At 55.7% G+C, this 13,510-nt stretch carries 20 protein-coding genes and 1 pseudogene; all 21 read left to right on the forward strand.

The genetic code is table 11. The features are described 5' to 3' along the window. On the forward strand, positions 1 to 110 hold a 110-nt coding region (locus ACR0KC_RS21430), incomplete at its 5' end, for an EF-Tu C-terminal domain-related protein (protein WP_480567056.1). A gap of 238 nt (positions 111 to 348) precedes the next feature. Continuing rightward, the gene (locus ACR0KC_RS21435; RefSeq protein ID WP_480707652.1) at positions 349 to 2,061 is read left to right on the forward strand and encodes an amidohydrolase; all 1,713 of its coding nucleotides are present in this window, start codon (positions 349 to 351) and stop codon (positions 2,059 to 2,061) included. Positions 2,062 to 2,088: 27 nt separating this feature from the next. Beyond that, positions 2,089 to 2,232 (forward strand): annotated as a pseudogene (locus ACR0KC_RS21440) (EF-Tu C-terminal domain-related protein); the annotation flags it as partial. Between the two features lie 166 nt (positions 2,233 to 2,398). Further along, positions 2,399 to 3,055 carry a hypothetical protein gene (locus ACR0KC_RS21445; protein ID WP_480707651.1) on the forward strand — a complete coding sequence of 219 codons (657 nt, stop codon included), beginning with the start codon at positions 2,399 to 2,401 and terminating at the stop codon, positions 3,053 to 3,055. Positions 3,056 to 3,310: 255 nt separating this feature from the next. Beyond that, positions 3,311 to 3,625, forward strand: a complete 315-nt coding sequence (rpsJ, locus tag ACR0KC_RS21450) for a 30S ribosomal protein S10 (protein ID WP_008756422.1) — start codon at positions 3,311 to 3,313, stop codon at positions 3,623 to 3,625. Between the two features lie 18 nt (positions 3,626 to 3,643). Further along, positions 3,644 to 4,369: a 50S ribosomal protein L3 gene (gene rplC, locus ACR0KC_RS21455; RefSeq protein ID WP_170515968.1), complete on the forward strand. Its 726-nt coding sequence runs from the start codon at positions 3,644 to 3,646 to the stop codon at positions 4,367 to 4,369. Further along, the gene (gene rplD, locus ACR0KC_RS21460; RefSeq protein WP_010437039.1) at positions 4,366 to 4,983 is read left to right on the forward strand and encodes a 50S ribosomal protein L4; all 618 of its coding nucleotides are present in this window, start codon (positions 4,366 to 4,368) and stop codon (positions 4,981 to 4,983) included. The genes rplC and rplD overlap by 4 nt, the downstream gene beginning before the upstream one ends. Beyond that, positions 4,980 to 5,276, forward strand: coding sequence for a 50S ribosomal protein L23 (locus ACR0KC_RS21465; RefSeq protein ID WP_008757532.1), 297 nt, complete (start codon positions 4,980 to 4,982; stop codon positions 5,274 to 5,276). The genes rplD and ACR0KC_RS21465 overlap by 4 nt, the downstream gene beginning before the upstream one ends. Further along, the gene (locus ACR0KC_RS21470) at positions 5,273 to 5,905 is read left to right on the forward strand and encodes a hypothetical protein (RefSeq protein ID WP_170515965.1); all 633 of its coding nucleotides are present in this window, start codon (positions 5,273 to 5,275) and stop codon (positions 5,903 to 5,905) included. The genes ACR0KC_RS21465 and ACR0KC_RS21470 overlap by 4 nt, the downstream gene beginning before the upstream one ends. Positions 5,906 to 6,156: 251 nt before the next feature. Next, entirely contained in the window at positions 6,157 to 7,191 is a 1,035-nt protein-coding gene (locus ACR0KC_RS21475) for a fatty acid desaturase (RefSeq protein WP_480593240.1), read from the forward strand. A gap of 308 nt (positions 7,192 to 7,499) precedes the next feature. Next, positions 7,500 to 8,342 carry a 50S ribosomal protein L2 gene (gene rplB, locus ACR0KC_RS21480; protein ID WP_008757664.1) on the forward strand — a complete coding sequence of 281 codons (843 nt, stop codon included), beginning with the start codon at positions 7,500 to 7,502 and terminating at the stop codon, positions 8,340 to 8,342. Between the two features lie 3 nt (positions 8,343 to 8,345). Further along, a complete protein-coding gene (rpsS, locus tag ACR0KC_RS21485) occupies positions 8,346 to 8,624 on the forward strand; it encodes a 30S ribosomal protein S19 (RefSeq protein ID WP_010437056.1) in 279 nt (92 codons plus the stop codon). 3 nt (positions 8,625 to 8,627) lie between these two features. After that, complete coding sequence (gene rplV, locus ACR0KC_RS21490; RefSeq protein ID WP_039538267.1) at positions 8,628 to 9,008, forward strand: 50S ribosomal protein L22; 381 nt, start codon at positions 8,628 to 8,630, stop codon at positions 9,006 to 9,008. Continuing rightward, on the forward strand, positions 9,008 to 9,718 hold the full coding sequence (rpsC, locus tag ACR0KC_RS21495; RefSeq protein ID WP_008758042.1) for a 30S ribosomal protein S3: 711 nt from the start codon (positions 9,008 to 9,010) through the stop codon (positions 9,716 to 9,718). The genes rplV and rpsC overlap by 1 nt, the downstream gene beginning before the upstream one ends. A 12-nt stretch (positions 9,719 to 9,730) precedes the next feature. After that, positions 9,731 to 10,144, forward strand: a complete 414-nt coding sequence (gene rplP, locus ACR0KC_RS21500; protein ID WP_039538270.1) for a 50S ribosomal protein L16 — start codon at positions 9,731 to 9,733, stop codon at positions 10,142 to 10,144. A 161-nt stretch (positions 10,145 to 10,305) separates the two neighbouring features. Then, positions 10,306 to 10,854, forward strand: coding sequence for an amino acid synthesis family protein (locus tag ACR0KC_RS21505; protein WP_170424539.1), 549 nt, complete (start codon positions 10,306 to 10,308; stop codon positions 10,852 to 10,854). 40 nt (positions 10,855 to 10,894) lie between these two features. Beyond that, positions 10,895 to 11,515 (forward strand): 2OG-Fe(II) oxygenase family protein, encoded by a 621-nt coding sequence (locus ACR0KC_RS21510; protein ID WP_480707649.1) that lies wholly within the window; start codon positions 10,895 to 10,897, stop codon positions 11,513 to 11,515. A 54-nt stretch (positions 11,516 to 11,569) separates the two neighbouring features. Continuing rightward, a complete protein-coding gene (locus ACR0KC_RS21515) occupies positions 11,570 to 12,352 on the forward strand; it encodes an SDR family NAD(P)-dependent oxidoreductase (protein WP_480772261.1) in 783 nt (260 codons plus the stop codon). 271 nt (positions 12,353 to 12,623) lie between these two features. Continuing rightward, on the forward strand, positions 12,624 to 12,830 hold the full coding sequence (gene rpmC, locus ACR0KC_RS21520) for a 50S ribosomal protein L29 (RefSeq protein WP_010437082.1): 207 nt from the start codon (positions 12,624 to 12,626) through the stop codon (positions 12,828 to 12,830). A gap of 4 nt (positions 12,831 to 12,834) precedes the next feature. Next, entirely contained in the window at positions 12,835 to 13,065 is a 231-nt protein-coding gene (gene rpsQ / locus ACR0KC_RS21525; RefSeq protein ID WP_068340771.1) for a 30S ribosomal protein S17, read from the forward strand. Positions 13,066 to 13,141: 76 nt separating this feature from the next. Beyond that, positions 13,142 to 13,510: a 50S ribosomal protein L14 gene (gene rplN, locus ACR0KC_RS21530; RefSeq protein WP_008757934.1), complete on the forward strand. Its 369-nt coding sequence runs from the start codon at positions 13,142 to 13,144 to the stop codon at positions 13,508 to 13,510.

Genomic DNA, 13,510 nt, shown 5'->3' on the forward strand with positions numbered 1-13,510 from the left:
TCACCGTCGAGCTGATCGCGCCCATCGCGATGGAAGACGGCCTGCGCTTTGCGATCCGCGAAGGCGGCCGCACCGTCGGCGCCGGCGTCGTCTCGAAAATCATCGAGTAATTCGCGTAAGCGAATATACAAAGAAAGGGCGTCCCTCGGGGCGCCCTTTTTCGTTTTTGCCTAAGCCAACAGTAATGCTAACTTCTTTCGTATTGAGACATTGCAATTAGAAAGAGGTCATAAGATGCACTTTTGGGCGCGTTCAGTTTGTCTTGTCGCAGCGGTTGCTTTCTCATCTACCTCTGCGTCCTCACAACAGATTGCGGATCGGATCTATTTGGGCGGACCAATTGTAACGATGAACGATACGGCTCCGTCCGCCGAAGCTGTCGCAGTCAAAGACGGGCGCATTCTTGCGGTTGGTCCGCTGCCTGACTTGTCGGCGCATCAGGGTGAAGAAACTGAAACCTATGATCTGGAAGGGCGCGCGATGCTTCCGGGTTTCGTTGATAGCCACGGACATGTCGTCATGGGCGGTTTGCAGGCACTGTCAGCTAACCTTCTTGCGCCACCGGACGGAGATGTCATTGATATCGCCAGTCTGCAATCCACACTGACTGACTGGGCCGAAGAGAATGCGCAGGCCGTTGAACAGGTCCAAATGATCATTGGCTTTGGCTACGACAATGCTCAGTTGAAGGAACTCCGCCACCCGACACGACAGGAGTTGGACATGGTGTCTGAGGACTTGCCCGTTGTCATTATTCATCAGTCCGGGCACCTAGGCGTGGCAAACTCGAAAGCGCTGGAGTTGGCAGGTATCACAGCGGCGTCTGACGCACCTCCGGGCGGGGTGATCCAACGCGATGAAGCCGGTGAGCCAAATGGAGTTCTGGAAGAATACGCGTTCTTTTCTGTTCTCGTGCCGATGTTGGGGAATTTGGGTGAAGAAGGTCTTGCTGAATTTGCCCGAGCTGGAACCGAGCTTTGGGCAAAGTTTGGATATACGACTGGACAAGAAGGTCGATCTTCAGGTGAAATCGTCGAAGTTCTTAAGAAAGTTGCCGCCAAAGAAGCTCTTCCAATCGATGTAGTAGCCTTCCCGGATGTTCTTGAGTCGAGGGAGTATATCGGAGCAAACACCTCGGCGGATTATGACAACCGGGTTCGGGTAGGGGGCTGCAAGCTGACAATTGACGGTTCGCCGCAGGGCTTCACGGCTTTGCGGGATCGACCCTACTATGATCCGGTTGGAAACTATGCCGCGGGGTACGCAGGTTATGCCGCCATAACCATGGAACAACTCCAGGACGCTGTGAACTGGTGTTACGAGAATGATTTCCAGATCCTTGTGCATTCCAACGGCGAAGGAGCATCTGACATGCTGATTGCTGCGCTCGAAGAGGCGCAGATCAAGTATGGCGACCCTGACAACCGGCCCGTTCTGGTGCACGGTCAGTTTCTAAGAGAGGATCAGGTTGCCAGTTTTAAGCGCCTTGGTGTGTTTCCGTCGTTATTCCCGATGCATACGTTTTATTGGGGCGATTGGCACCGGGATCATACGGTCGGGCCGATAAACGCAGAAAATATTTCGCCTACAGGATGGCTGCACGAGCGTGGCATGAAGTTCGGCACGCATCACGATGCGCCGGTCGCCTTTCCGAACAGCATGCGTGTTCTCGCCGCGACGGTAACCCGCCGCACACGGTCTGGTGACATTTTGGGTCCCCATCAAAGAGTCGACGTTATGACCGCCTTGAAAGCCATGACAATCTGGCCCGCCTGGCAGCATTTTGAAGAAGACGAGAAGGGGTCTATCGAAGTTGGAAAAGTCGCGGACTTTGTGATTTTGTCGGACGATCCTACTGCCGTCGATCCGGAAACACTGGCGGAGCTTGAAGTGCGTGTAACGATTAAAGGCGACGAGGTGGTCTATGAAGCGGAAGGCGATGTCAGAGAGGGAAATCTGCAATTCTCGCCATTTTCAAATGACCCTGTGATTGCACACCTTTTCATGCACGCGGTCTATCAAGGCATGAAGGTTGAAGCCCCATGGCTTGTTAGGAACTAGCCTGTGGGTTTTGGGAACTGAGACGTCACCGAATTGGTTTTATCCGGCGACAGCTTTGGCTTCACCGTTGAGCTGATCGCGCCGATCGCGATGGAAGACGGTCTGCGCTTCGCGATCCGCGAAGGCGGTCGCACTGTCGGCGCCGGTGTTGTGTCGAAAGTCATCGAGTAATCACGGTAGGTCGGGGTTCAGCCCGGCACATCGGTGAGCCTAAGTAGGCCGCTCCAAAAGGGGCGGCCTTTATTACTTTTAGAGATTGAACACAGTCACTATTGAAACCACAATCTGGCAGTCTCTTTTTTAACCGACCAATCCTTTGAGAGAAGATGATTTGGACATGTCCAAAAAGCCGCGCTTTGCGATGTCAATTTTTTCAAGTTTAGTATTTTGGATTGGAACTTTAGCCCCGAACGTTTTGGTGTCCGCGCCATCCAGTGATGCGCAGGTATATAGCGCCTTAAAAAGCATGGGTTACTCAAACATTCTCATTGAAGGATGTAGTGTTTCGTTTTCGAGAGTGATTGTGCCAACCAAAAGCAACGACTACCTAACCAAGTATGATCGATACGTTAACCTTCGCACACTTGATTTCAGTGATGCGTATGAAATTAGCGTTAGGGAAACTGACAACGGATATCTGCACATCGCCGTGGTGCCTCTTAACAAAAACTATTATCAGCACGAAACTCAAATACTTAACTTCAGAAGTTGGGTAATACGCAATTATCCAAACTCGTATTGGCCATACACTGACACAGGAATTGAAATTCAATCAGCTGCAAAAATTGAAGCCAAATTATGGAACATACTGCCTCAGGTTAAGCTCTTGAATCGATGGACTAAGCATAGTGCGAAGGGTTCATTGACATTACTTCCGCCTGAATTTCGGATGACTTATTTTGAACGCAACAACGTAGTTGAGTTTATGGATGCAATTGTTGAACAAGCAAAATACTATCATTGCTCTAACCTTGATGACGAGGGCGACGCATAGGCAGAGCGTATGTGGGTGAGTCTCTTTCGCTCAGCTAGCAAATCGAGACTTCGTTGATCCGTCTCGTTGAACTCTATTCTGTCAGACTGACGATATCTGATTTCCCCCTTGCCAAATCCCACCAACCCCACTAATACGCGCGAGTTCTCATCAAGAACATCAAGGCGGGATGATTCCCGCCTTTTGGGTTCGAAGAGGGTTGGCGATGCGCGTCTGTCCTCCTCTCAACCTCAACGCCTAAAAAAGGCTGTTAATATGCAAAGCCAAAACATCCGTATTCGGCTGAAGGCATTTGACTATCGCGTTCTGGATGCCAGCACGCAAGAGATCGTCAACACTGCCAAGCGGACCGGCGCGAACGTGCGCGGCCCGATCCCGCTGCCGAACAAGATCGAGAAGTTCACGGTTCTCCGTGGCCCTCACGTTGACAAGAAATCCCGCGACCAGTTCGAGATCCGTACGCACAAGCGTCTCTTGGACATCGTTGATCCGACCCCCCAGACCGTTGACGCGCTGATGAAGCTCGACCTCGCTGCTGGTGTGGACGTCGAGATCAAGCTGCAGTCGTAAGATCGGAGGGTATAGATTATGCGCTCTGGTATTATCGCAAAAAAAGTTGGCATGACCCGCCTGTTCATGGAAGACGGCAAGCAGATCCCTGTGACCGTTCTCCACCTGGACAACCTGCAGGTCGTTGCACAGCGCACCGCTGACAAAGACGGCTACACTGCCGTTCAGCTGGGTGCCGGTGCCGCCAAGGCAAAACGCACCTCGAAGGCCATGCGCGGTCACTACGCCGCTGCAAAGGTCGAGCCCAAGCGTAAGCTGGCCGAGTTCCGCGTCTCCGAAGATGGCCTGATTGATGTGGGCGCCGAGATTTCGGCAGAACACTTCCTGGAAGGTCAGAAAGTTGACGTTTCGGGTACTTCGATCGGTAAAGGCTTTGCCGGTGCGATGAAGCGTTGGAACTTCGGTGGTCTGCGCGCCTCGCACGGTGTTTCGATCAGCCACCGTTCGCACGGTTCGACCGGTCAGTGTCAGGATCCGGGCAAGGTGTTCAAAGGCAAGAAGATGGCCGGTCACATGGGTGCTGCCCGTGTTACCACTCAGAACCTGGAGGTTGTCAAAACCGACGCCGACCGTGGTCTGGTCTTCATCAAAGGCGCCGTTCCCGGACCGAAATCGGGCTGGGTCACTGTCAAGGACGCCGTCAAGAAGAAAGCACCGGAAGGCCTGCCTTTCCCGGCTGCTGTGAAATCGGCTGCAACCGAAGCACCTGCGGAAGAAGCTCCCGCGGAAGGTGGTGAAGCATGAAACTTGATGTAATCAAACTGGACGGCGGCAAGGCCGGCAACATCGAGCTGGATGCAGACCTGTTCGGTCTCGAGCCGCGCGCGGACATCCTGCACCGTGTGGTCCGTTGGCAGCGCAACAACGCGCAAGCTGGCACCCACAAGGTCAAGACCCGCTCGGAAACCAGCTACTCGACCAAGAAGATCTATCGCCAGAAGGGCACCGGTGGCGCACGCCATGGTGACCGTAACGCGCCGATCTTCCGTGGTGGTGGCATCTACAAAGGCCCCGTCGTGCGTTCGCACGGCCACGACCTGCCCAAGAAGTTCCGCAAGCTTGGCCTGCGCCACGCTCTGTCGGCAAAAGCCAAGGCCGGTGAACTGGTTGTGATCGAAAACGCCGAAGCCGAAGGCAAGACCGCCGCTCTGGCCAAACAGGTTGCAAACCTGGGCTGGAAACGTGCTCTGGTCATCGACGGCGCGACCGTGAACGAAGGGTTCCTGAAAGCGTCCAAGAACATCGAAGGCCTGGATATCCTGCCGTCGATGGGCGCAAACGTCTATGACATCCTCAAGCGTGACACCCTGGTGCTCACCAAAGCGGCTGTCGAAGCACTGGAGGCTCGTCTGAAATGAGCGCGAAGGCAGAACACTACGACGTGATCCGCAAGCCGATCATCACTGAAAAGTCGACGATGGCGTCCGAAAACGGCGCGGTTGTCTTTGAAGTGGCGATCGACAGCAACAAGCCGCAAATCAAAGAGGCCGTTGAGGCTCTGTTTGGTGTAAAGGTCAAAGCGGTGAACACTACTGTGACCAAAGGCAAGGTCAAGCGGTTCCGCGGCCAGCTGGGCCGTCGGAAAGACGTCAAAAAAGCATATGTGACCCTGGAAGAGGGTAACACAATCGATGTGAGCACCGGTCTTTGATCCGACGCTTACTGCGACTATTCACGGCCCCGGCGGTTCAACCCGCCGGGGCCGATTTCGTTTCAGACCCTGAAACTGCCCGTGCGCAGGTGTTGGAGAAGATGCGGGCTTTCAGCGCCGAGCCCTATTTTCAGATCGCCGATGAAAAGCTGGGGCTTTTGTCGGTTTTCGACGATCTGAAATACGACCGGGCGGATGTGGACATGATCTCTCCGGCGATGCGCAATCATGTGGTCGATAAGCTTGGTCCGCTGGGGTTTCGCCAGACCTCGGGTACGGTGTTGGAACACGTCGAGGCCGAGATGCGTGTGCACATCCCCAAGTTCCACGCTCTCGGTGCGTCGCCCTTCGACATCACGCGCTATACTGAGAAACGTCCGCAGGATTACTGTCTCCTGACGCCCACACAGGTGGCCTGCCAGTACGTGGATCACTACGTGCTGGACGAAGCGGTGCAGCGGATCGAGGCGTTAATTACGAAGCACCCTATCAACCTGCTCAAACTGGCGGATTATCTGGAAGGGAAACCCAAGCACCGCGCATTTCGCGAGGTTTTGGGTCATATCAAACTCAAGCAACGTATCGCGGTAGAGTCTGAGCCGCTCTGCAGAAGGCGGTCGTTGGGGTAAGAGTTGCGTTGACTCATCAGAAACGCGTCAGAAGCACGTGCAACCCTGGAAGAGAGACCACACATCGATATATCCGGCGGTCCGTGATTGGACGCGTCTTTGGGGAGAGGTAAGTGGCGTGCTCATGGGGGTTGTTCTTACGCGGCGACACAAAAATTTGAGCACTAAACTCTCATATTTTGCACAATTCGCTTGCTATGTCGCGCGGGTAGTCTATCCGGCTTCCAACAAGCAAAAGACATGGCAGGCGCATGACCGAAACCTCTCTCTCGACCCGGGAAAACCCGGATAGAACTGCCGCGCGGGATTGGGTTTCGACGCTTGCCAAATACCGCGAACCTAATCAATGGCGCAGTTCCTTTGAGCTGGGTGTCAGCATTATCCCATTCTTTGTGCTTTGGGCGCTGTCCTGGATGGCATTATCCATCAGCTACTGGCTGGCATTTGCCATTGCGGTCCTGAATGCGGCCTTCCTGCTGCGCCTGTTTGCGATCCAACACGATTGCGGGCACGGGGCGTTCTTCAAGAACCGGACAGTCAGCGACTGGGTTGGACGGGTGATCGGGGTGCTGACCCTTACACCCTATGATGTCTGGCGCCGCACTCATTCTTACCATCACAACAGTTCGGGTAACTTGGACAAGCGGGGAATGGGGGATATCCACACGCTGACAGTGGCTGAGTACCAATCCAAGTCTCCCATGAACCGGTTCTGGTATCGCGTTTACCGCAATCCGGTCACACTGTTCGTACTTGGTCCCGGCTATTTGTTCCTGCTCCAAAACCGTCTGCCCTTGGGTTTAACTGGTAGCGCTCGGTTCTGGGTCAGCGCGATGGGTACCAATATAGCTATTCTGACCGCCCTTTTTGCTGTCTACTACTATGGCGGCTTGATGCCGGTCCTATTGATTTTTCTGCCCTCAACCCTGATTGCGGCAACTGCAGGAGTATGGCTGTTTTATGTTCAGCACCAATTCGAAGAAACGCATTGGGAATCGGACAAGGATTGGCAGTTGCACGAGGCGGCCCTGCACGGAAGCTCGCATTATATTCTGCCGCCGGTGCTACAGTGGTTCAGTGCCAATATCGGCATCCACCACGTGCACCATCTGTACAGCCGCATTCCGTTCTACCGCCTGACCGAAGTGCTGCGCGATCACGACGAGTTGGCAAACAGCAACAGGATGACCATTCGTGAGAGCATTGCCAACGCGCGGTTGCACCTGTGGGACGAAAAACACCGCCGCCTGTTGTCCTTCGCCGAGGTTCGCGCATTGTATCAGTGAGTGGCAAGTTACCTGAGTTCTTCCGGCCGAATAAGTAATACCCACTGATCGCGCGACTTGCGAAATTGAAACCTGGGGCAAATGTTGCGGTGACTTTTTCTTTGGTCTCCATAAGAATCTTGGGCCGCACCCTATAGACACCCATCCCCAACACTGCTACACGCTCCCAATCTTGCGGCCTCGGATTCGTTCCGGGGCCTCTGATATTTGTAACCGGGGACCTTCGGGGCCCTATACCCTTGGCACCTACGGGGGCCTATCACATAGCGGGGAAATCCCTCGCACTTGCTAAACGGAAGACAGAAAGCATGGCACTCAAGTCGTACAAGCCGACGACGCCGGGCCAGCGCGGGCTGGTGCTGATCGACCGTTCGGAGCTTTGGAAAGGACGTCCGGTCAAGTCTCTCACTGAGGGTTTGACCAAATCGGGCGGCCGGAACAACACCGGACGGATCACTTCACGCCGCCGCGGCGGTGGCGCAAAGCGTCTCTACCGGATCGTTGACTTCAAACGGAACAAATTTGATGTCGCGGCAACCGTCGAGCGGATCGAATATGACCCGAACCGGACCGCATTCATCGCACTGGTAAAATACGAAGACGGCGAGCAGGCATATATCCTGGCTCCGCAGCGTCTGGCTGTTGGTGACAAAGTCGTGGCATCCGCCAAGGCCGACATCAAGCCGGGCAACGCAATGCCGTTCTCGGGCATGCCCATTGGTACCATCGTCCACAACATCGAGATGAAGCCTGGCAAAGGCGGTCAGATCGCACGTGCGGCCGGTACTTACGCTCAGTTCGTTGGTCGCGATGGCGGCTACGCTCAGATCCGTCTGAGCTCGGGCGAGCTGCGCATGGTCCGTCAGGAATGCATGGCCACCGTTGGTGCCGTGTCCAACCCCGACAACAGCAACCAAAACCTCGGTAAAGCCGGTCGTATGCGCCACAAGGGCGTTCGTCCGTCGGTTCGTGGTGTTGCAATGAACCCGATCGACCACCCGCACGGTGGTGGTGAAGGTCGTACCTCGGGTGGCCGTACGCCGGTTACTCCGTGGGGTAAGGACACCAAGGGTAAGCGTACCCGCAACAAGAACAAAGCGTCCCAGAAGCTGATCATCCGCTCGCGGCACGCCAAGAAGAAGGGACGTTAATCTATGTCTCGCTCTGTTTGGAAGGGTCCTTTCGTCGATGCTTACGTGCTGAAAAAAGCCGAAGCAGCGCGCGAGTCGGGCCGCAACGAAGTCATCAAGATTTGGTCGCGTCGTTCCACCATTCTGCCCCAGTTCGTGGGTCTGACCTTTGGTGTGTACAACGGCCATAAGCATATCCCCGTCAACGTCTCGGAAGACATGATCGGTCAGAAGTTCGGTGAATACTCGCCGACTCGTACCTATTACGGTCACGCCGCTGACAAAAAAGCGAAGCGGAAGTAAGTCATGGGCAAGGAAAAGAACCCCCGCCGCGTGGCTGAAAACGAAGCAATGGCGAAAACGCGCATGCTCCGTACTAGCCCGCAGAAACTGAACCTGGTTGCGCAGATGATCCGTGGCAAGAAAGTTGAGAAGGCTCTGACTGACCTGACTTTCTCGAACAAGCGTGTCGCGCAGGACGTCAAGAAGTGCCTGCAGTCTGCAATCGCCAACGCCGAGAACAACCACAACCTGGATGTCGACGAACTGATCGTCGCCGAAGCCTGGGTTGGCAAGAACCTGGTCATGAAGCGCGGTCGTCCGCGTGCACGTGGCCGTTTCGGCAAGATCATGAAGCCGTTCTCGGAGATCACCATCAAGGTGCGTCAAGTTGAGGAGCAAGCCTAATGGGACATAAAGTCAATCCGATCGGCATGCGCCTTCAGGTCAACCGCACCTGGGACAGCCGCTGGTACGCCGACACCAAGGACTACGGTGATCTTCTGCTGGAAGACCTCAAGATCCGTGAGTTCATCAACAAAGAGTGCAAGCAGGCCGGTGTTGCCCGTGTGATCATCGAACGTCCGCACAAGAAGTGCCGCGTTACGATCCACACTGCACGTCCCGGTGTCATCATCGGCAAGAAAGGTGCAGACATTGAAGTTCTGCGCAAAAAGCTTGCTCGTATGACCGACAGCGAACTGCACCTGAACATCGTCGAAGTGCGCAAGCCCGAGCTTGACGCGCAGCTGGTTGCCGAGTCCATCGCTCAGCAGCTGGAACGTCGTGTTTCGTTCCGTCGCGCCATGAAGCGCTCGGTTCAGAACGCCATGCGCATGGGCGCCCTGGGTATCCGGGTGAACGTCGCTGGTCGTCTGGGCGGCGCCGAAATCGCACGGACCGAGTGGTACCGCGAAGGCCGCGTGCCTCTGCACACCCTGCGTGCCGACATCGATTACGCACATGCCGAAGCGATGACTCCTTACGGGATCATCGGGATCAAGGTCTGGATCTTCAAAGGTGAGATCATGGAGCACGATCCGCAGGCACGTGACCGTAAAGCACAGGAACTCCAGGACGGCCCTGCACCTCGTGGTGCTGGTGGCGGTCGTCGCTAAGGAGGGAAAGATATGCTTCAACCAAAGCGTACTAAATTCCGCAAGATGCACAAAGGCCGGATCAAGGGGCTCGCCAAAGGCGGTTCCGATCTGAACTTTGGCACCTACGGTCTGAAAGCACTGCAGCCCGAGCGCGTCACCGCGCGTCAGATCGAAGCTGCACGTCGTGCCATGACCCGTCACATGAAACGTCAAGGCCGCGTCTGGATCCGGATCTTCCCGGATACCCCCGTGACCTCGAAGCCAACCGAAGTCCGTATGGGTAAAGGTAAAGGCTCCGTTGACTTCTGGGCAGCGAAGGTAAAGCCCGGTCGTGTGATGTTCGAGATCGATGGCGTCAATGACGACATCGCCCGCGAGGCCCTGCGCCTGGCCGCGATGAAGCTGCCGATCAAGACCCGCGTTGTGGTCCGCGAAGACTGGTAAGCGATTGGGGCTATGGCCTCGCTCGTCACAAGATTTACCCTCGTCGGGAAACCGGCGGGGGTTTTCTTTTGGCTCGGCAGCCCGTGATTTCGTGGGTCCTGAAAAACGTCGACCTCCAGCCACCCCGCCTCTAGGCTAACTTGCAGGAATGGGAGGGCCCTATGGTTCAGCTGCGCAAAAAGATGCTCATTAAGGAAGTCATAACCACCGACCAGTTGGGCCAGCCTTGTGATCCGATCAGTCGGGTTGCAGCGCTGGCGGTGATGCAGAACCCTCTGGCCGGGCACTTCTCGGACGATCTTTCAGAGTTGTTCGAGATCGGCGCCATTCTGGGTTCGGAACTCGCCGCTGAGGCAGTTTCTCAGCTTGATGGGCCGCCGGTTTCGTACGGCAAAGCCGCGATTGTCGGCATGAACGGCGATCTTGAGCAGGGCGGGGCGGTGATCCACCCCAAACTCGGTGCGCCCATGCGCGCTGCGGTGGGCGGAGGTGAGGCGGTGATACCGTCCAACGCCAAGCTGGGCGCGCCGGGTTGCGCGATTGATCTTCCGCTGGGGCACAAGGACAATCCGTGGTCGTTCGATCATTTCGACACGATGACGCTGAACATCCCAGATGCGCCGAAACCGGATGAGATCGTGCTGTGCCTCGCCTATGCCGACGGAGGTCGCCCGATACCACGCTGTGGCAAAGGGCCCATCAAGACCTAAGCGGCTGGTCTTGCCGAGAGGGCTGGGGTATGCCCAGCCCATGGCACAGATTGAATCACTCTTCGTCACCCGTCTCTATCGCGCAAACTTGTCCGAATTCGATCCCAGGATCGACGCGGAGGAATTGGAAAGTTCATGCCTTGTTATTGCTGAAGATGATGAGGCCGGGCAGGACTGGTGTGAAGCGAACGCGTATCCCGGCTACACCAGTTATGCTTCGCTGACCGATTTGCCTTGGCGATTTCCGATATTTGCCGATCTTGTCAAAGTGCTGAATCAGCACGTCGCTGCTTTTGCCAAGGATTTGGAGTTTGATCTGGACGACCGCGCACTGAAGCTTGAGGATCTGTGGATCAATATCCTCCCTGAAGGCGGGATGCATGCCAGCCACCTGCATCCGCACAGCGTCATCTCAGGCACGACTTATGTGTCCATGCCCGAAGGGGCCAGTGCGTTGAAACTGGAAGACCCGCGGTCGGGCCGCATGATGGCCGCACCGACGCGGCTGAAGGGCGGGCGCCGGGAATTGCAGCCTTTCATCTATATGAAGCCGCAGGTAGGTGACATCCTGCTGTGGGAAAGCTGGCTGCGCCACGAAGTGCCGATGAACATGGCCGAGGACGAGCGGATTTCTGTTAGCTTCAACTATAAATGGGAGTGAAGCGTCTTAAAGCGTCAAGGTGAAAGCGCTCCAGTTACTTCGTCGGAGGATACTATGACCAAAACAGCTCTCGTCACAGGCGCGTCATCCGGAATTGGTCGGGAACTGGCACGTTATCATGCGTCGCGAGGCGGCAATCTGATCATCAGTGCGCGACGCGGAGATGCGTTAGATGCCCTCAGATCAGAGCTTGAGGCAGCCCACGATGTTACTGTCACTGCCATTCCGCTTGATCTGGGTGCTGTTGGAGGCGCGGAAAAACTTTATGAGGCCGTCAAGTGCAAAGACCTGACGGTCGACTACCTGATCAACAATGCTGGATTCGGAGGGCATGGGGCTTTTTTGGATCGCCGCCTTTCGGACGATCTGGATATGATCCGGCTGAACGTCGAAGCCCTTGTCTCTCTGTGTCATCTGTTCGGCAGGGATATGATCAGTGGCGGTGGCGGAAAGATACTGAATGTCAGTTCGACTGCGGCGCATATGCCGGGTCCATTGCAGGCGACCTATTTTGCCACCAAGGCCTATGTTTCGAGTTTCAGTCAGGCGCTCGCGGAGGAGCTGAAAGGTAAGGGCGTCACTGTGACGGCGCTGGAGCCGGGCTATGTCGTGACCGAATTTGCTGCTGCTGCAAATCTTGAGGGAACGAAGCTTGTTGCCCAAAAAGGGGCGACCGCTGAGGCCGTGGCCAAAGTCGGCTATGACGCCATGATCGATGGAAAGCTCACGGTGATCAACGATAAGTCGCTCGCGTTTGTGCTGGGTTGGGTCATGCCGCTGCTGCCGCGACGCGCGCGCCTGAAAATGGTTCGGAAAATGCAGGAGAAAGGTGCCTGAGCACTTGGCCGCGTTTGTCGGGATCCAGAAAGGTCGCAGTAGTCATCTGCTGCCCGGTTTCAGAGGGCGGCGGTAATTTGGAAACAGGTAGTTTCATCTGCCCGAACACGGTTTGAAACTTTCCCTTGCCACCCACCCCCCAAACCCTTATACGGCGGCATCCTGCGATCTCCCGGCGTTGTCGGGCGATTCGTATGTCTATCATTCATCCACCAGGTCAAAGGTGACCCTGTAAGGGGGCCTTCTGGTGTTTTGAGCAAAGGAAAAGGCGATGAACGCCCAAGAACTGCGTGACAAGACCCCGGACCAGCTCCGCGAGGAACTGGCCAACCTGAAGAAAGAAAGCTTTAACCTGCGCTTTCAACAGGCAACCGGTCAGCTGGAAAACACAGCCGGCATCAAAGCGGCCCGCCGCAACGCTGCCCGTGTCAAAACCATTCTGAACGAAAAGGCCGCTGCTGCGGCATCCGAGGAGTAATCAGATGCCCAAGCGTATCCTGCAAGGCACCGTGACCAGCGACGCCAACGAACAGACCGTAACCGTATCCGTCGAGCGCCGCTTTACGCATCCGGTTCTGAAGAAAACCATCCGTAAGTCCAAGAAATACAGGGCTCACGATGAAAAGAACGCCTTCAAGGTCGGCGACACCGTACGCATCATCGAATGCGCGCCGAAATCGAAGACGAAACGTTGGGAAGTTCTGGAAGCGTAAGCTTCCGGGATTTTTCCATTTGTCGAAACCCTGGGGGATTTAACGAGACCAGCCCCCACAGGTCGGGAGAAACCACATGATCCAGATGCAGACCAATCTGGATGTCGCTGACAACTCCGGCGCACGCCGAGTTCAGTGCATCAAGGTCCTGGGTGGTTCCAAGCGTAAATACGCCTCCGTCGGCGACATCATTGTCGTCTCGGTGAAGGAAGCCATCCCGCGCGGCCGCGTAAAGAAAGGTGACGTCCGTAAGGCCGTCGTCGTACGCACCGCCAAGGAAGTCCGTCGCGAAGACGGCACCGCGATCCGTTTCGATCGCAACGCCGCCGTCATCCTGAACAACAACAACGAGCCCGTAGGTACCCGTATCTTTGGCCCCGTTGTTCGTGAACTGCGCGGCAAGAACTTCATGAAAATCATCTCGCTGGCTCCGGAGGTGCTGTAA

This window comes from Ruegeria sp. CF3, assembly GCF_056537365.1.